Source organism: Corynebacterium sp. MSK158, from assembly GCF_030229085.1.
GTDB lineage: Bacteria > Actinomycetota > Actinomycetes > Mycobacteriales > Mycobacteriaceae > Corynebacterium.
Genome location: NZ_JASPHJ010000001.1, coordinates 249,961 through 267,647, shown reverse-complemented (window position 1 = coordinate 267,647; position 17,687 = coordinate 249,961). Strand labels below are relative to the sequence as shown.

The window sequence follows — 17,687 nt, the reverse complement described above, 5'->3', positions numbered from 1 at the left end:
AGGAATGCCCGTGTAAGGTGAGCATACGGAGGCGTACGTGTCCTGGTGGGCGCCCCGGTCTTCAAAACCGGTGAGGCCGAGCATCTCGGTCTGGCAGGTTCGATTCCTGTCCGTCTCCGCCACCCGCGCGCAAGGAGGAATGCCACAGTGCCCACGCCCACGCCTGCTGCCAGCTCGGATCCCCGCAGGAATATTCCCCGCATGGACGAGCTGCTCCAGCTGCCGGAAGTAGAATCCGCGCGCCACCGCCTAGCCGAGCACATCATCCGTGCGATAATCCAGGGCGCAGTCACCCGAGCGCGCCGCGGTCAGCTGCCGGTCAGCGATATACCCGCAGAGATTTCGCAGCGCCTGGAACAAAAGAATGCGCATTCCCTGCAGCCAGTCATTAACGCCACCGGCGTCATCATTCATACGAACTTAGGGCGTGCCCCGCTTCCCAGCGCCGCGGTAGAGGCCCTCCAAGCCGCCGCTTCCTATACCGATGTGGAAATGGACCTGGACTCGGGCAAGCGATCAAGAAACCGCGGTGCCGGCGCCACGGCCGCGCTGCTTGCGGCCTGCCCCGGTGCAGAAGATGCCCTCGTGGTCAATAATGGCGCCAGCGCCTTGCTGCTGGCCACCGCCGCGCTCGCCCCCGGCAAAGAGGTCATCATCTCGCGCGGCGAGCTCATTGAGATAGGAGCTGGTTTTCGCCTGCCGGAGCTCATCGAGTCCACGGCCACGCGCCTTAAAGAAATTGGGGCGACTAACCGCACGCACCTGGCCGACTACGAGCGCGCGCTGAGCGATAACACCGGTGCCATCTTGAAGGTGCATCCTTCCAATTTCCGCATCGAGGGATTTACTTCCGCAGTCGGGGTAGAGGAACTGCACCGCCTAGCGGTGGAGCACGATACGCGACTTATCGTGGACTTGGGCTCCGGCCTGCTCACCCATGACCCGGCGCTGCCAGAAGAACCAGATATCCAGGCCCAGCTGCGCGCCGGCGCCGATATCGTCATAGCCTCCGGCGATAAGCTGCTTGGCGGTCCGCAGGCAGGAATCTTACTCGGTACCAAGGAAGCGATTGCCGCGGTGAAGAAGCACCCGCTGGCGCGTGCGGTGCGCATAGATAAGCTGCGCCTCAACGCGCTGGAGGCGGCCATTTCGACGCCCTCGAATGCGGTGCAGGACGCCCTCCACCTCGATCCCCAGACACACCGCGAGCGCACGGAATCCATTGCACAGGCAGTCGGGGCAGAAGTGGTGTCTCATGATGGCCGCGTGGGCGGTGGCGGGGCGCCCGAGTACCCGCTGCCCGGCTTCGCGGTGAGCCTGCCCGAGCGCTATGCGGACGCGCTGCGCCGCCAGGACCCGCCCGTGGTAGGCCGCGTGCATCAGGGCCGCTGCTTGGTGGATATTCGCTGCGTTCCTGCCGACCACGACGCCGCAGTTATTGCCGCTATTAAGGCGGTGGGGTAGGTGTACGTCGTCGCTACTGCCGGTCATGTGGACCACGGCAAGTCCACCCTGGTGCGCGCACTTACGGAGATGGACCCGGACCGCTGGGAGGAAGAAAAGCGCCGCGGGCTCACCATTGATTTGGGGTTTGCCTGGACTACGCTGCCTTCTGGCGCGGATGTGGCTTTCGTAGATGTGCCCGGCCATGAAAAATTCTTAGGCAATATGCTCGCTGGCGTGGGCCCAGCCCCAGTCGTCCTCTTTGTCGTCGCGGCCGATGAGGGATGGCAGGCCCAGTCCACCGACCACCGCGATGCCTTGCGCGCGCTGGGAGTAGAGCACGGCATTATTGCGCTCACTCGCAGCGACCGCGCCACCGTGGACCGCACCGCAGAAATCCGGACGCAGCTGGCCGGCACCCCGCTTGCCGACGCCCCCATTATCCCCGTATCCGCCCCTACCGGCGAAGGCATTGCGGCGCTGCGGCAGGCGCTCGATGAGGTCCTTGCCGCTGTGCCCGTTCCCGATGCGCAGGCGCCCGTGCGCCTGTGGGTGGACCGCGCCTTTAGCGTGAAAGGTGCGGGCACCGTGGTGACCGGAACGCTCGCGGCGGGCACTCTGCGCGTAGGCGATAGCCTCAAGGTAGCCACGGCTGGTGGGGAAAGGGACGTGGAAGTCCGTGGCCTGCATAGTGAAAATCGCGCGCAGGATTCACTCGGCCCCGTCACCCGCGCGGCCGTCAACCTGCGAGGGGCGGATGCCGCCGGTATCCACCGCGGCGACGTGCTGCTTACCCCGAGTGCGTGGCGCTTAGTGGACCACCTCGATGTCCGCCGCACCTTTGGCGCGGAGCTCGACGGGCTGCCCGATAACCTCGTCGTGCACACCGGTACCGCCGGGGTAGAGGCCCACCTTCGCCCCCTGTCTGCCGTTTTCGCGCGCATCAGTCTGGCGCACCCGCTGCCGCTGCAGCTCCTTGATCGCTTCGTAGTGCGCAGCCCTGGTGGCCGGCACGTCGTCGCCGGGGTAGAGGCAGTCGATCTGCGCCCGCCGGAGCTTAACCGGCGCGGTGCTGCCCGCCGCCGCGCAGAAGAGCTCAGTGCCCAGCACTCATTCCGTGATCCTGCCTCTTACCTGCACCGCGTCGGCTTCGCCCGTGTGGATGACCTAGCCCGCGATGGCTTTACTACCGCAGCGCCGCCGCAAGGCATTATCGCCTTCCGCGACTGGTGGATTGCCGCTTCCCAAGTTACGCGGTGGAAGCACGCGCTTACCGACGCCCTGCATGCCCACACCGCCGCCCATCCCCTAGCTCCGGGAATGCCCCGCAAGGCGGCCATGGACGCCCTCGGCCTGCAAGAAGAAGGCTTGCTGGGCCTTGCCATCGCCGCTGCGAAGGTGGAAAGCAGTGAGGGAGTGCTGCACCTTCCCGGGCAGCGGGCGGACCTCGGCGCGGCGGAGCGCGGGATCGCTGCCATTGAGGAAAGACTCAAGGCAGAACCCTTTGTGGCACCCGAAGCAGATGACCTCACGGAGCTAGGCCTGGGGCCCAAGGAGCTTGCTGCCGCCGAGCGCGCCGGGCGCCTCCTGCGCCTGAAGCAGGGAATCGTGCTCTTGCCCTCAGCTCCTGAGGAGGCGCGCCGGCGCCTTGCCGGACTGGAACAACCCTTTACTCTCTCGGCTGCCCGCCAGGCGCTAGGTACCACGCGGCGGGTAGCCATCCCGCTGCTGGAATACCTCGACGGCCAGCGGATTACCCGGCGCGGCGACGGGGGCCAAAGAACCCTGCGCTAACAAGGCCCCTGTGACCGGTCGCCGCACTTATTTACGGTGATTGCCCCCGCGGTGGTGAGAGGTTTCGCGGGCCACGCGCCGGGCTCGCACGCGCGCGGATTCGGAGGAAAAGCGGCCCGGTTCTTCGGCTACCGGCAGCGCACGCCAGCTGAAATTCTGATCGCCCGGGATGGAGGAGACCAACTCCGCCAGCTTGGCGCTGGCCTGCGGTTGTTGTGATTGCTCATTGTGCTGCTGAGCTGGCGCATCTGGCTCAGTGGGTGCAGCCGGCTGGGCCTGTGGCCCTTTCGGGCGGCGTGAGCCGGTGGGCAGCGCCGTCACGATGGCCTCGGCGGAGAGCGTGTGCTCCCAGACCTCGGGTTGAGCCGGTGTGGCTGCGGGCGCAGCGGTGGGAATCGCAGGTTGTGGCGCGGGCACGCGCAGCGGTGGAACAGCGGGGGAGAAGAGCTCCTCGGGGGTGGCCTCATTGGCGGGGATATCGACGGCAAGCATGCCGTGGCTCGCATAGGCGCGGGCGGAAAGCCCCGCTCCAGAGCCGCTGGCCGCGGCGAACGCGGCGCGCAGGCCGGGGAACGCAGGAATGTCGCCGATGGGGCCGAGCACTATATCGTCGCAGGTGGCCACTGCGGTGCCGGCAAGGTCTTCCAGTGTGACGAAGAATTGCTGCGTGCCCATGCTCTCCAGCTGGGCGGGCGATAGGTCGCCGGCGGCGGCATCGATGAGCACGCCTTGCCCACCGGAGAGCAGCGCGGTTCCTTGCGGTTGGTCGTTGACCGGCACCATCCACGGCCACAGGCCCAGTGACACGGCAACCTCGACCTGGCCGTCAACTACCTCCACGGTGGCGATCGTCTGCGGCTGGGCGGAGGAGGCCTTCAAGCGCTCCAAGGCGGGGTATTCCGCCGCCTCGACCTCGTCCAGGAACCCTAAGAAACCGAAGTCCGAGCGAACGCGCCAGCCGTTGGTATAGGTATCGGGCTCTAGGGAGACGTCGACAAGCGCAGCGTGCTTCGCCACGCCGGGGATACTCAATGCGGTGCCCAGCACTGGGTGCTCGAGGACTGCAACATGCTCCACACCGAAGTAACTAGTCGCGAGCGGGTAAAGCGCCATAGAAAGTCACTCCCAAGGTTAAAGGCCGGTAAACAATGCGTAGCTCATTTTACGCATATGGGGGATAGGGCTGACGCCAGCTTTATATCCTGCGAGTTTTTATTAATGTGTAGACAGCTCTCTTAAAAGTGAAACCCGGAAAACAGAATAGGAGTAGAACCATCTCTTCTTCACCGTCTTCCTCACCCCGCCCTGTGCGTGGGGTGAATAATTCGGAGGAAAGCAAAAAGCGCACCCGCAACGCCAAGCGCATCTTAAAGGACATTATGTACCCGCATAATATCCACCCCGCGCTGGTACCGGGCGTCTCCATTGAGGACCAGAAGGTCAAGTACGGCGTGGATAAACCGATCCTCTTTGTGGTCGGCGGACTGGTCGTCGCCTTCGTAATCTGGGGTGTGATTGCACCCGAGCAGGTCTTCGATGCTTCTTCGACAGCGCTCGATTGGGTGATGCGTAACTTGGGCTGGATCTTTACCGCCTTGGCGACGTTCCTGATGTTTTTGCTCATCATCTTGGCATTTTCGAAGTACGGCAAAATCCCTCTCGGGCTAGATGGAGAGAAGCCGGAATTTTCCACGGTGAGCTGGGCGGCGATGCTCTTTGGTGCCGGCATTGGCATCGGCATTATTTTCTTCGGCCCCTTCGAGCCGCTGAGCTACTACCTTTCGCCGCGCCCTGGTGCCTATGAGGCCGCGAGCGATGAAGCGGTGCTGGGGGCCATGGCGCAGGCCGCCATGCACTGGGGCTTTAATGCCTGGGCGATTTATGCCATCGTGGGTCTATGCGTGGCCTACGTGTCCTTCCGCCGCGGCCGTGTGCCGCTGATGAGCTCCATCCTGATGCCGCTTTTTGGTAATCGCTCCTCTGATTCCCTGCCCGCGCGCATCATCGATGGCTTAGCCATTATTGCCACTCTCTTCGGCACCGCCGCCACGCTGGGCATCGGTGCGCTACAGATCGGTCGCGGCGTGGAATTGGTCAGCGGCTGGTCTACCACCGGCAACACCGCGGCGCTGGTAATCATCGTAGTGCTGTCCATCGGAACGATCTTCTCGGCCGTCTCCGGCGTGGCCAAGGGCATTCGGTGGCTCTCCAATATCAACCTGGTGCTGGCCATGGCGCTGGCCTTGTTCTTCTTCGTCGTGGGGCCGACCGCCTTCTTGGCCAATATGTTGCCGGCCGTAGTGATTGAATATCTCGATGAAATGCCACAGATGCTCTCGGCCAACATGGGCGAGGGGGAAGACATGGTGGCCTTCCTGTCCTCCTGGACCACCTTCTACTGGGCTTGGTGGGTATCCTGGTCGCCATTCGTGGGCGTCTTCGTAGCCAAGATTTCCCGCGGGCGAACCATCCGCCAGTTCGTGCTCGGTGTGTTGCTTATTCCCTCGGCTATCATTGTTGCCGCTTTTACCATCCTGGGCGGCACCACCATTTGGCTGCAGCGCCGCGATGGCGATATCGCCCCAGATGGCACCATTGATTCCATGCCGGCGGCAGAAGACATCTTTTTCAAGGTCTTGGATCACTTCCCAGGAGCGGAGTGGATGGCGCCCATCGTCATCGTCATGCTGGTGGTCTTCTTCATTACCACGGCTGACTCCGCATCCATTGTGAACTCGCAGCTCACCCAGCGCGGCAACCCCAAGCCCAACCCGGCAGTAACGGTCTTTTGGGTGGTATGTATGGCTGGCATTGCCGTGGTCATTTTGCTTGCCGGCGGCCGCAATGCGCTGCAGGGCCTGCAGAATCTTATTACGGTGACGGCCCTGCCTTTCGCGGTCATCATCGTGCTCATGTGCATCGCGTTGGTGCGCGAGCTGCGCCATGATCCTGCCTCCATCCGTCATTTCTACGAGGACGAAGCGGTCTCTAATGCGATCGTGCGGGGCGTGCGCGATTATGGCGATAACTTTGCCCTGTCTATCGAGCCGACGGACGGCGACTACGCAACGGGCGCGCACTTTAACTCCACTGCAGCAGAGGTGACCGATTGGTACGCGCGCACGGACGAAGAGGGCCGCGCCGTGGGCTATGACTATGAGGCAGGCGAGTATGTGGACAACGATCCATCTATCAAGAATGGCGAGTTCATCTCTCCGGTACCGGAAGATAAGGAAGAAAATTAATACTTGACAATCATTGGCAGGTAGGGTGCTAGCTATGACTTTTAGTACCTTTGCCTTTGCCTTCGCCTTGGTGCTGCTGTCGGGTCTATCGACCTCGATTGGCGGCGCTTTGGCGGTGGGAAGGCGCCAGCCGGGGCCGGCTTTTATGGCCGCTGCACTGGGGCTTTCGGCCGGTGTGATGCTGTATGTCTCCTTCATGGAGATCCTGCCGGAGGGCATTGCACAGCTTTCCGACGCCCTCGGCGGCGAAACCACCGGCACCTGGGCCGCCGTCGGGGCGTTCTTTGCTGGCATCGCCGTCATCGCCATCATTGACCGGCTCGTGCCGGAGGAGATTAACCCCCATGAGCCGGCCACCACGGCCGAAGAAGCCCGCCGCAAAAAGCTAATGAAAACCGGCGTGTTTACCGCTTGCGCGCTGGGCCTGCACAATTTCCCCGAGGGGTTTGCCACCTTCCTTTCCGGCCTGGATTCTAAGGAAGTTGCGGTGCCGGTGGCGGTGGCCATCGCCATTCACAATATCCCGGAAGGCATTGCGGTGGCTGTTCCGCTGCGCGAGGCCACTGGCTCCCGCAAGAAGGCCTTTTGGTGGGCCACCTTGTCTGGCCTGGCCGAGCCGCTCGGCGCGCTCATCGGCTTCGGCCTTCTCTTGCCGGTTATTGGGCCGGCGACGATGGGCATTAGCTTCGCCGCCATCGCCGGCATTATGGTCTTCATCTCGCTGGATGAGCTATTACCCACTGCTGAGGAGACCGGCGAGCACCATCACGCTATCTACGGCTTGATTGCCGGCATGGCCGTGATGGCGGTTTCGCTGATGCTATTTATGTAGCCGGCTATGCAGCCGGGCTACGGCGTTTTAAGCCTCCGCCGGCTGGGCGGAGGTGGCCGAGGTCTTGCCAAAGGAGGCCTTGACCGCCATCACGATGGTGGCAACCACTGTGCCAAGCACCAGGCCGCAGACCATGGACATACCGGTATCTGCCAGCCACGCCAGGGCGCCGTTGGAAATATTTTCGGTCACGGAGGCAATGAACTCGTGTGGCTGATCCATTCCGAATTCGTGCAGGCCTTTGACTACGATGTGGCCGCCTACCCACAGCATGGCGGCGGTACCGATGACGCCGATGATATCGAGTACGACCGGCATGCCCTTGACCAGAGCGGTGCCGATGGTGGAGTTGCCATTGTGGCGCTTATTGAGGGCCATGCCAATATCGTCTATCTTGACCAAGAGGCCTACGGCGCCGTAGACACCCAGGGTCAGCATGATGCCGACGAAGATGAGGGCGCCGAGGCGCATCCAGAATGGCTCGTTGATGACTTCATTCAAGGAAATGACCATGATCTCAGCAGACAAGATGAGGTCGGTGGTGATAGCGGACTTAACTAGGCTGTCCTCGGCATCGGCGCCCTTTTCTTGGACTGACTCGGTCTCCTTTTCCCGGTGGGGGAGAACGTGGTGCAAGATCTTCTCCGCACCTTCAAAGCACAAGAAAGTTCCGCCGCACATCAAGATGGGCGTGAGCGCCCACGGCGCAATCCAGGAGAGGATCATGGCGATGGGCAAGATGATAACGAGCTTATTGATGAGCGAGCCCTTGGTAATGCGCCAGATCATCGGCAGCTCGCGCTGCGGCTTAATTCCCTCCACGTATTGTGGGGTTACGGCAGCATCGTCGACTACCACACCTGCGGCCTTCACGGAGGTCTTACCCGCAAGGGCGGCCACATCGTCAACGCTAGAGGCAGCGGAGCGGGCGATCAGGGCGACGTCGTCAAGCAGGGCAAAAAGGCCACCGGCCATAAATTATCCTTCTGGGGTTAAGGTGATGGTATCGGACCACGTTAAGTGTATCCCCTGATGCGCCAGCCAAGCCATCGCATCATCACCGCTGCGAGTAATGCCCTCGACCGCGGCAAGTGTGGTGTCGATCGCCTTCTCGGCGTCCTCGGCGGAAATCAAGCCGGCGGAGGTAGCGGCAGAGAGTTCATCAATATCGAGCACGGAAATGGGCTCGCCGCGCGTGGCAACCAGATCCACATAAAGGTCGCGGGTGGTCCACACCGCGCCATCGCGCTGGATTTCGGCCACATCAATATAAAAGTCCTGGTGGACGTCTACACCAGGGCGGAAATGGAAGATATTGGCGCGCAGGTTGAGATCGGGCAGCAGCCACGATTCCAGGTAACCAAAGCGCGGGTGATCGGCGCCGCGAGCCATGTAGAGGCCGAAATCCGTCTCGGTGTACGTGTCGACCTCGCGCAGGAACCCCTTGGGGTCGGTATTGGTGTACTCGGCGGTATTAAAGGTCTCGCGCTTGACCGGATGGAGATCCACCGGCATCTACTTCACCTCAAGGAAGGCGGCGGTGGGGGCAAAATTGCAGCGGGATTCCTGGGTGTTCACGCCGCCAGAAAGCAGCGCGATGACGGTGCCCTTGCCAGTCTGGGCGGTGCCGGACAAGGTGGTAGGGCCGTCTTGATTGATGCCGTTGTTATTCAGTGGGGTGACGCCGCTGCGCAGGGTGTCAAGGTTGAACCACTGCACGTTCATCCCGCCTTGTTCGCGTGCGGCCGGTGGGGTGCCGAGGGCGGTGAAGAGGAAGACGGTTTCGCCAGGCTTTGCTCCCGGTGCTGGCATTTCGGTGGGGCCAGGAACGGCGATTGCCGAGCCCATGGCATCGCTCGTGCCGCCGATGCAGTGTGCGGAGACCGTGGGCCAGTAGAACTGGCGGAAGTTCGGGTTATTGCCCTCTGGCATGGCTACGCCGCCCTTGCCATCGCCGCCGCCGGCGAAGAACGCGAGGCCCGACAAGATGGCGTTGCGAACATCCTCGGGAATCCACGGTTGTGCCGCAAAAGCGCGGATGCGGTCTTGGGTTTCCTGGTTGGGGCGGCCGAGCTCGTCCAGCGGGCTATGCGAGGATGCCTGCTGCACCAAGGAAGAAAGATCCGGTGCGGAAGCCTGCGCTGGGGCGACGAGGGGAGAGGCGAGGCCAATGAGCGTGGCCGTGGCAGCGGCGATATAACTGGTACGGCCGGACAGGCGCCAAGTGGTGCGGGCGTGGCTCACGTTATCAATTCCTTGGGTGCGGTCTCGGGAAGGGGTTTAACCCCAGGTGTCACATTTGTAACAATATTACCTACAGTAACGATAGTGATGGCTGGGGGAGTGTCAAGTGCTTTGGCAATCTATAAGATTTTTCGCCCGTTCTATACGGTGCGTTACGGGGTAAAGTCATCCCCAATGCTGCACTTGGCCCTTTAAGGGGGTATCGTGGGAGCTCGTTCAAGATCAATTTCGCGCGCGCAAGCGCCGTAGATCCTCCGAAGGAGAACCCCACTAGTGAGTAATACCGAGTTCCGTAATGTTGCCATCGTCGCGCACGTTGACCATGGCAAGACCACCCTGGTCAACGGCATGCTGGAGCAGTCCGGCGCCTTTGGTGACCACGGTGAACACACGGACCGCGTCATGGACTCCAATGATCAGGAGCGCGAGCGCGGCATTACCATTCTGGCCAAGAACACGGCCATTCACCGCAAGGGCCTGGGCAAGGATGGCCAGGACCTGATTATTAACGTTATCGACACCCCGGGCCACGCCGACTTCGGTGGCGAGGTCGAGCGCGGTATTTCCATGGTGGATGGCGTTGTCTTGCTCGTCGATGCCTCCGAGGGTCCGCTGCCGCAGACCCGCTTCGTGCTTACCAAGGCGCTGGAAGCCAAGCTGCCGGTTATTATCTGCGTGAACAAGACTGACCGCCCGGATGCCCGCATCGACGAGGTTGTCTCCGAGTCCCAGGACCTGCTGCTGGAAATCGCCGCTGGCCTGGAAGACGAGGAAGCTGCGGCCGCCGCCGAGGAGCTGCTGGACCTGCCGGTTCTCTACGCTTCCGGCCGTGCTGGCGTTGCCTCCACCGAAAACCCAGGCGATGGCAACGTCCCAGAGGGTGAGGACCTGCAGCCGCTTTTCGACGTCATCTACAACGTCCTCCCGGAGCCTTCCGCTACCGTCGACGCCCCGCTGCAGGCGCACGTGACCAACCTGGACGCCTCCGACTTCCTGGGCCGAATCGCGCTGCTGCGCATCTACGCCGGCCGCATCAAGAAAGGCCAGCAGGTGGCCTGGATCCATTACGACGAGGATGGCAACCAGCACACCAAGACCGTGAAGGTCGCCGAGCTGCTGCGCACCGTCGGCTTCGAGCGTCAGCCGGCCGAGGAAGCCATCGCCGGAGACATCGTGGCGATCTCCGGCATTTCTGACGTCATGATTGGTGACACCATCGCCGATCCGGAGCACCCTGAGGCCCTGCCGCGCATCACCGTGGACGAGCCGGCCATCTCCATGACCATCGGCGTTAACACCTCCCCGATGGCAGGCCAGGGCGGCGGCGATAAGCTCACCGCACGTATGGTCAAGGCCCGTCTGGAGCAGGAACTTATCGGTAACGTTTCCCTGCGCGTGCTGCCTACCGAGCGTCCCGATGCTTGGGAGGTCCAGGGCCGTGGCGAGATGGCGCTGTCCGTGCTCATCGAGTCCATGCGTCGCGAGGGCTTTGAGCTGACCATCGGCAAGCCGCAGGTTGTGACCAAGGAAATCGACGGCAAGACCTACGAGCCATACGAGATCCTCACCATTGACGCCCCGTCCGAGCACCAGGGTGCTATCACCCAGCTGCTGGCCTCCCGCAAGGGCCAGATGCAGGCCATGGACGTGCGCGAGGGCGACTGGGTACGCATGATCTTCCGTGTTCCTGCCCGCGGCCTCATCGGCTTCCGCACCCAGTTCATGACGGAGACCCGCGGTGCCGGCATCGCAAACTCCATTTCTGACGGCCTGGATGTCTGGGCCGGCGAGATCAAGTCCCGCCCAACCGGTTCCCTGGTAGCTGACCGCACCGGCCAGATCACCCAGTACGCGCTGATGCAGCTGGCTGACCGCGGTAACTTCTTCGTCGAGCCAGGCGCTGAGGCTTATGAGGGCATGGTCGTTGGTGCAAATAACCGCGATGAGGATATTGACATCAACATCACCAAGGAAAAGAAGCTGACCAATATGCGCTCCGCCACCGCGGATGCCACGGTCACCCTTGCTAAGGCACACACCCTTTCCCTGGAAGAGGCGCTGGAGTTCTGTGGCAACGACGAGTGCGTCGAGGTCGCCCCGGACGTCCTGCGTGTGCGCAAGGTGGAGCTTTCCGCTACCGACCGCAAGCGTGCCGCCGCCCGCGCGAAGCAGATGAATAAGTAATAAGCCGCACCCTAGGTGGTGGTGATTGCCGCTGACGTGGCCACCATCGCCGCAACCGCTGCCGCCTCCTCAACTACGGCCTTGACCGCAGAGGAGGCGGTTTTGTCATACTCCACCTCTTTTTTGATTTCCTGAATGCGCGCCCGCATCTCCCGGCGCTTCATTCCCTCCGCATCGTTTTTCAACAGGGTATAGGCGCCGCTGACCTCGCGGAGGATATCCAGGATAATGACGTCATTGACCGCGGCTGGGCGCTGCGCCTCCAGCACCGCAACCAACCGCTCGCGCAGTTCCTTTTCCAGCTCTAGGTCCGTCATGATGTAGCGGTCGCCGCTTATCTGCCACCACTTGGCCTTTTCCACGTCGAGCTGTCCATTCGCGTGGAAATCCAAGGCGATGATTTCCCGCGGGGTGAACCACGAAGCCTCCAAGAGGCTCTGCATTCTGGTGGCCTTGTGCTGCTGCAGCTCCTCCCAAGCCCACGCCAACACGGGGTGCTCTGGGCGCTGTGGAGTGGTCTCTACCTTCTTTTTCTCACCGAGCTCTACGTGCCCGCCCAGTAGCAGGTCCGCGAGTACGGTGGCGCGCAGAGCGGCCTCATTATTGGACACCCAGTCTTCCTTCTTGCCGTTGTCCTTGGTCAGTAGAAGAAACATTTCTTGGCAGATGAGCATTGGGGTCTCCTTAATAGTTGCGGTCTGTGGCCAAGTCTAGCGCCAAAAATCTTCGTTTCGGCGGGGTAGAGGGACTAAAGTAGTCCGCGATGAAAAAGAATCCGGCTTCACCAAGGCGCGCGGCGTCGGCAATCGCAGCGGTACTCAGCACCGCCAGCCTTGCAATACTTAGCGCCTGCGCGGCTAACCCCGGCCCACCACCGGTGGTGGGGGACAATGCCTCCGCGCTGCAAGAAGATCAGACCACCACCACGCCTACCCCGGAAGAAGAGCAGCCGCAGGATGCCGACTCCGCCAAGCGCCCCACCATCTCGGTGGGTGTGGACCCTCTGCGCGCGGGATTGAACCCGCACTTGGTGGCCAATAACTCCGAGCTGGTGGATCAAATTGCCGAGCTGGTTTTGCCCTCAGCGTTCCACAACGGGCAAAGGGACGCCGATATCCTCGAATCCGCCTCTGAGGTCACCGCGCCTAAGGGCGTGGCGCAGCGGGTGCGCTACGTCATTGCCTCGCCCGCACAATGGTCCGATGGCACCCCCATTTCCGGCGCGGACTTTAGCTACCTGTGGAAGCAGATGACCACCACCGCTGGTGTGCGCGATCCCGCCGGCTACCACGCCATATCGGCCGTCAATACCTCCGATGGTGGCCGCGTAGTCACCGTGGACTTTTCTCAGAAGGTGAAAGATTGGCACCTGCTTTTCCATAATTTGCTGCCTTCCCACCTGCTGCAGGACGATAACTTTGGCTCTGCCTTAGCCGATAAGATTCCGGCATCGGCCGGGCGCTTCCTCGTCGATAGCGTGGACCGCGGCCGCGGAGTCATTACCTTGAACCGAAACGACCGCTTCTGGGGTGCTAATCCGGCCCAGGTGGACGTCATTCAGCTGCGCGAGGTGCGCGATAGCACCCAGGCGCTTAATATGCTGCGCTCTGGGCAGATTGGGTTCGCGGACTTCACCCCGGATCAAACCTCGCAGGAGGCACTGAGCCTTTTAGGGCATGTGTCCGATAAAGCACTGACCCGCCCGCGCCAACTGCGCCTGCATATGTCCACCGCGGTTGGAGCATTAGAAGAAAGGGCAGCGCGCCGCGGATTGGCCTCGCTGATTGATACGGACCAAGTCGCGCGCTTGGCCACCGGCCGCGCATCCAACCTTGAACCGGGGAATAACCCTATAAGTAAGGACACGGATCTCACTGCGCTGCGCACCCGCGCTAGTAAGAAGCCGATTCGCTTTGCGGTAGACCCCACCAGCCCCACCGCCTTGGCCGCGGCCAATACTCTTTATGACGTCCTCGAAGCCCACGGGATCGCTGCCGAGGTGGTGTCCGAGCGCCTGACCACGATCACCTCCAAGCTCCTGCCCGAAGGCGAGGTAGATGCGGTGGTGACCTGGGAGGATATCTCCCTGAACTCGGTGTCCGCGGCGAATATCTTCAGCTGCGATGACAAACAGCCGCTCGCCGGCGACCTGTCCGGAATCTGCCCGGAGAACGCGGATGAGATTCGCGAAGAGATTTTGTCCGGCGCCATGAGCCCGAAGGAAGCGCTCGCCCGCATTCGCGATGTGAACTATAAGGAGGCCCTCTACGTGCCTTTGGTGGATGAGACGCGTATCCACGCGCTCGGGCAGGGTATTGTAGGCCCCGGCCAAAGCATTGATGATTGGGACGAAGGTCTTATCACCGCGCCCCGCTGGAGGATAGATGAAGACTAAGGACTTAACCGGGTACCGCGTGGTGGCAGTGCACGCCCACCCGGATGATGAAACCCTCTTTATGGGTGGCACCCTGGCCACTCTTGCCACACGCGGCGCCGAGGTTACCGTTATTACGCTTACCTTGGGCGAGGACGGCGAGGTCATCGGCGAGCCTTACCAAGGCCTGGCCGATCACGATCAGCTGGGCGGTTACCGCGCCCGCGAATTGGCCAATGCCCTCGATGCCCTGGGCGTCAAGGGAGCTCAATTGGGCGGATTCGGGCATTTCCGCGATTCCGGCATGGCGGGTTCTCCCTCGCACGAGAACCCGCGTGCACTGGTCAATCGCATCGAGGAGGCGGCCGAGTTTCTCAGCGACGAGCTTGAGGCCATCCAGCCCCACGCCATCCTCACCTACGGGCCCGATGGCGGCTACGGGCACCCGGACCACATTGCGGTGCATGAGGCGGTGATGAAGGCGGCTGCGCCAAGCACGCGCATTTGGTACGGCATTTTTGAACGCGCCGCCAACTATGCCGGCCTGGACACCCTGGATGCGCCGGCCGGGTGGACCAAGCCCAGCCAGGAGTACCTAGACAATTTCACCAACGAGGGCGCCGATGTCACCGTCGCTCTTTCCGACGCCGCCCTTGACGCCAAGCGCTGCGCCATGCGCGCCCACGCCTCCCAAATCTGGGTGGCCGATGGCTCCACTACCCGCACCAACCCCGAGGCCGCCGTGGCCGCGCTGCACGAACCCGAGCAGGTGCCCGGGGCCTATGGACTATCCAATCTGCTGGTCATGCCCCTGCTGCGCGCCGAGTACTTCCAGCTGGGACAGGGCGAGCCGGCCGATGACCTGCTGGGCGGCCTGTAATGCGCACGGATTTTAGCCGCGGCGAGCAAGTCACCGGCCTAGTGTGGCTGGCCATCGGCGCGTTGCTATCGGTCTTCCTCGAGGTCATCTACCTCACCGCGCGCATCCCGCTATCCAACGGCGCGAGCGTGGCCTTTCCCATCACCATCCTGCTTGCGTGGTGGTTCAACTCCGTGCTCACCCGCACCGCCCGGCTATGGAGCTCCGCACCGATGGTCGGCGCCATCCCGCTCATCGTCTGGAGCCTGGGCTTTTTCGCCTTCATGCTCCTCGTGCCGATGACAGGAGACATGCTCTTGGCCAATAATATTCTCAGCCTGCTCCTGCTTTTGGCCGGGATAGGCGGGGGCGTTTGGCCATTTTTCAAGCAGAAGTGACATACTGTTAAACATCCCAAATCCGAGAAATCAGGAAGCTTCAAGGAATCTCCATGACTTATACGATCGCACAGCCTTGCGTTGACGTAATGGACCGCGGCTGCGTTGAGGAATGCCCTGTTGACTGCATCTACGAGGGCAAGCGCATGCTCTACATCCACCCAGATGAGTGCGTGGACTGCGGCGCCTGCGAGCCAGCTTGCCCGGTCGAGGCCATCTTCTACGAGGATGATGTTCCCGATGAGTGGCTGGACTACAACGACGCCAACGCAGCCTTCTTCGATGACCTGGGCTCCCCGGGCGGCGCGGCGGCCCTCGGCCCACAGGACTTTGACGTCCCGATGATTGCCGCGCTTCCGCCACAGAATCAGGAGTAAGACATGGCACGCACACCGCTAGGAAAGACGCTTCCAGACTTCCCCTGGGATTCGCTGGCTGGCGCCAAGAAGAAAGCCCAGGCCTACCCGGGTGGAATCGTTGACCTCTCGGTGGGCAACCCCGTTGACCCTGTGTCCCCAGGCGTGCAGCTCGCGTTGACCGCGGCCGCGCAGAACCCTGGTTACCCGCAGACCGCCGGCACCCCGGAGCTGCGCGAAGCCATCGCCGCCGCGCTCACCCGCCGCTATAACATGCAGGTTGACCGCGTCCTGCCGGTGGTCGGCACCAAAGAGGCCATCGCTTGGCTGCCCACGCTTCTGGGCATGCGCGGCGAGACCGTCGCCTTCCCCTCGGTGGCCTATCCCACCTATGAGGTGGGCGCCCTGCTCGCCGGCGCCACGCCGCTGCGCGCGGATTCCGATTTCCAGGATGCCTCCCTGGTCTTTTTGAATTCGCCGTCCAATCCCACCGGCCGCGTCCTCGGCGTGGAGGAACTGCGCCGCATCGTGGCGTGGGCGCGGGAGACCGGCGCCATCATCGCCTCCGATGAGTGCTATATGAGCCTGGGCTGGAACGACGATAATCCGCCGGTATCCATCCTCGATCCGCGCGTGACCGATGGAGATAACACCGGGCTCATCGCCATGCATTCGTTGTCTAAGACTGCGAATATGGCCTCCTACCGCGCCGGCTTCTTCGCGGGCGATAACGAGCTCATCGCCGAGCTGCTCCAGCTGCGCAAGCACGCCGGCCTCATCGTTCCAGGTCCCATCCAGGCCGCCATGGTCGCCGCGCTAAACGACGACGCCACCGAGGCCCTCCAGCGCAACCGCTACGCCTCCCGCCGTGCGGTGCTCATGCACGCGCTTGTCGACGCCGGCTTTACCATCGATCACTCCGATGCCGGCATGTACCTGTGGGCCACCCGCGGCGAGAATTGCCGTGACACCATCGACTGGCTTGCTGAGCGGGGCATCCTCGCGGCCCCGGGTGACTTTTACGGCCCAGCCGGCGAGAAGCACGTGCGCATCGGCCTCAATGGCACCGATGAGCGCATCGATGCCGCCGTCGACCGCCTCGCCGGTGCCTAATTCCGGCAGGCCTCCCAGCCGCGCGGGCATTTCGCCGCGCAAAACGGTCCTGCGCGGCCGCGTTCCGGAAGAAGGGGAGTACTTCGTCGCCCGTGCCGGCGACTCTCCCTTTTCGCCCGGCACCGTGCTGCCGCCCGGCGCCGCGCTCCCGCACCCCGTGCCCGCTTGGTACCACCCCTCCGTTCCTCCGGAGCGCCCGATTCCTTTCGACTACTCCGTGGTCCACGTCGACCGCGACCTCATCGTGGTCGATAAGCCGCACTTCCTCCCCACGACCACCAACGGCCGACTCCAGCGCGAAACTTTGCAAACCCGCCTGCGCGTGGATTTTGGTGAAGACGACATCGTACCCCTGCACCGCCTAGATCGCCTGACCGCTGGCCTCGTTATCTGCTCCCGCAATCCCGAAACCCGCGCCGCTTACCAGCGCATCTTCCTGGAGGGGAGTGCGGTGAAGAAGTATCGGGGCATCGTCAAGCAGCCGCTTTTCGTGGACCGGGAAATTGCCCTGCGCATGCACAAGCCCTGCGGGTCGCGCCAGGTGCTCGTGGACCCCGAAGGCGCACTGACCTCCACGTATGTGCGCGCCGCCGGCCGGGAGGTGACCATGTGGCCGCGCACCGGACATACCCACCAGCTGCGGGTGCTGCTCAATCACCTCGGCCACCCGCTGCTCGGCGACGATACCTATCCCACCCCGCGCGAGCTCGACCTCTATGACTTCCGAACCCCGCTCGCCCTGCTCCACGAGGCTATAACTTTTATAGATCCTCTATCACATTCCGAGCGTCAATTTTTCAGTTCCCAGGCCTTAAGAACTACAATCGAGTAGTTATTCAATCACT

General features: G+C 62.5%; 16 protein-coding genes and 1 tRNA gene. 12 read left to right on the top strand and 5 right to left on the bottom strand.

Annotation, left to right across the window (positions count from 1 at the left end; genetic code table 11):
• Positions 1-27 precede the first annotated feature (27 nt).
• From QP915_RS01230 to selB, 3 genes are all read left to right on the top strand, one after another.
• Positions 28-122: transfer RNA gene (locus QP915_RS01230), tRNA-Sec, on the top strand.
• A gap of 79 nt (positions 123-201) precedes the next feature.
• Entirely contained in the window at positions 202-1,464 is a 1,263-nt protein-coding gene (gene selA, locus QP915_RS01225; RefSeq protein ID WP_502869307.1) for an L-seryl-tRNA(Sec) selenium transferase, read from the top strand.
• Complete coding sequence (gene selB, locus QP915_RS01220; protein ID WP_284767580.1) at positions 1,465-3,237, top strand: selenocysteine-specific translation elongation factor; 1,773 nt, start codon at positions 1,465-1,467, stop codon at positions 3,235-3,237.
• Between the two features lie 27 nt (positions 3,238-3,264).
• Here selB and QP915_RS01215 read toward each other — a convergent pair whose 3' ends face one another.
• Positions 3,265-4,350: a hypothetical protein gene (locus tag QP915_RS01215; RefSeq protein ID WP_284767579.1), complete on the bottom strand. Its 1,086-nt coding sequence runs from the start codon at positions 4,348-4,350 to the stop codon at positions 3,265-3,267.
• 194 nt (positions 4,351-4,544) lie between these two features.
• Here QP915_RS01215 and QP915_RS01210 point away from each other — a divergent pair, with 194 nt between their 5' ends.
• On the top strand, positions 4,545-6,482 hold the full coding sequence (locus QP915_RS01210) for a BCCT family transporter (protein WP_284767578.1): 1,938 nt from the start codon (positions 4,545-4,547) through the stop codon (positions 6,480-6,482).
• Positions 6,483-6,516: 34 nt separating this feature from the next.
• Complete coding sequence (zupT, locus tag QP915_RS01205; RefSeq protein WP_284767577.1) at positions 6,517-7,314, top strand: zinc transporter ZupT; 798 nt, start codon at positions 6,517-6,519, stop codon at positions 7,312-7,314.
• A 27-nt stretch (positions 7,315-7,341) separates the two neighbouring features.
• On the opposite strand, the gene QP915_RS01200 is transcribed toward zupT, so the two are convergent.
• Genes QP915_RS01200 through QP915_RS01190 form a run of 3 tightly spaced genes read right to left on the bottom strand, consistent with a single transcriptional unit; the run spans position 7,342 to position 9,558 of the window.
• Positions 7,342-8,289, bottom strand: coding sequence for a DUF808 domain-containing protein (locus QP915_RS01200; protein ID WP_284767576.1), 948 nt, complete (start codon positions 8,287-8,289; stop codon positions 7,342-7,344).
• A gap of 3 nt (positions 8,290-8,292) precedes the next feature.
• Complete coding sequence (locus tag QP915_RS01195; RefSeq protein WP_284767575.1) at positions 8,293-8,829, bottom strand: ribonuclease FAU-1 family protein; 537 nt, start codon at positions 8,827-8,829, stop codon at positions 8,293-8,295.
• Entirely contained in the window at positions 8,830-9,558 is a 729-nt protein-coding gene (locus tag QP915_RS01190; RefSeq protein WP_284767574.1) for an Rv1157c family protein, read from the bottom strand. It abuts the gene before it with no gap.
• 273 nt (positions 9,559-9,831) lie between these two features.
• On the opposite strand from QP915_RS01190, the gene typA reads away from it, so the two are divergent.
• Complete coding sequence (gene typA / locus QP915_RS01185) at positions 9,832-11,742, top strand: translational GTPase TypA (protein ID WP_284766354.1); 1,911 nt, start codon at positions 9,832-9,834, stop codon at positions 11,740-11,742.
• An 11-nt stretch (positions 11,743-11,753) separates the two neighbouring features.
• Here typA and QP915_RS01180 read toward each other — a convergent pair whose 3' ends face one another.
• Positions 11,754-12,416 carry a GOLPH3/VPS74 family protein gene (locus tag QP915_RS01180; RefSeq protein WP_284767573.1) on the bottom strand — a complete coding sequence of 221 codons (663 nt, stop codon included), beginning with the start codon at positions 12,414-12,416 and terminating at the stop codon, positions 11,754-11,756.
• Positions 12,417-12,505: 89 nt separating this feature from the next.
• On the opposite strand from QP915_RS01180, the gene QP915_RS01175 reads away from it, so the two are divergent.
• From QP915_RS01175 to QP915_RS01150, 6 genes are read left to right on the top strand one after another with little or no spacing between them, the layout of a single operon-like run.
• Positions 12,506-14,137, top strand: coding sequence for an ABC transporter family substrate-binding protein (locus QP915_RS01175; protein ID WP_284767571.1), 1,632 nt, complete (start codon positions 12,506-12,508; stop codon positions 14,135-14,137).
• Positions 14,127-14,996: a PIG-L family deacetylase gene (locus QP915_RS01170; protein ID WP_284767570.1), complete on the top strand. Its 870-nt coding sequence runs from the start codon at positions 14,127-14,129 to the stop codon at positions 14,994-14,996. Before QP915_RS01175 ends, QP915_RS01170 begins: the two co-directional genes overlap by 11 nt.
• Positions 14,996-15,373 carry a hypothetical protein gene (locus tag QP915_RS01165; RefSeq protein WP_284767569.1) on the top strand — a complete coding sequence of 126 codons (378 nt, stop codon included), beginning with the start codon at positions 14,996-14,998 and terminating at the stop codon, positions 15,371-15,373. The genes QP915_RS01170 and QP915_RS01165 overlap by 1 nt, the downstream gene beginning before the upstream one ends.
• Positions 15,374-15,426: 53 nt before the next feature.
• The gene (fdxA, locus tag QP915_RS01160) at positions 15,427-15,750 is read left to right on the top strand and encodes a ferredoxin (protein WP_005327491.1); all 324 of its coding nucleotides are present in this window, start codon (positions 15,427-15,429) and stop codon (positions 15,748-15,750) included.
• 3 nt (positions 15,751-15,753) lie between these two features.
• Complete coding sequence (dapC, locus tag QP915_RS01155; RefSeq protein WP_284767568.1) at positions 15,754-16,842, top strand: succinyldiaminopimelate transaminase; 1,089 nt, start codon at positions 15,754-15,756, stop codon at positions 16,840-16,842.
• The gene (locus tag QP915_RS01150) at positions 16,799-17,674 is read left to right on the top strand and encodes a pseudouridine synthase (protein WP_284767567.1); all 876 of its coding nucleotides are present in this window, start codon (positions 16,799-16,801) and stop codon (positions 17,672-17,674) included. The genes dapC and QP915_RS01150 overlap by 44 nt, the downstream gene beginning before the upstream one ends.
• Positions 17,675-17,687: the final 13 nt, after the last annotated feature.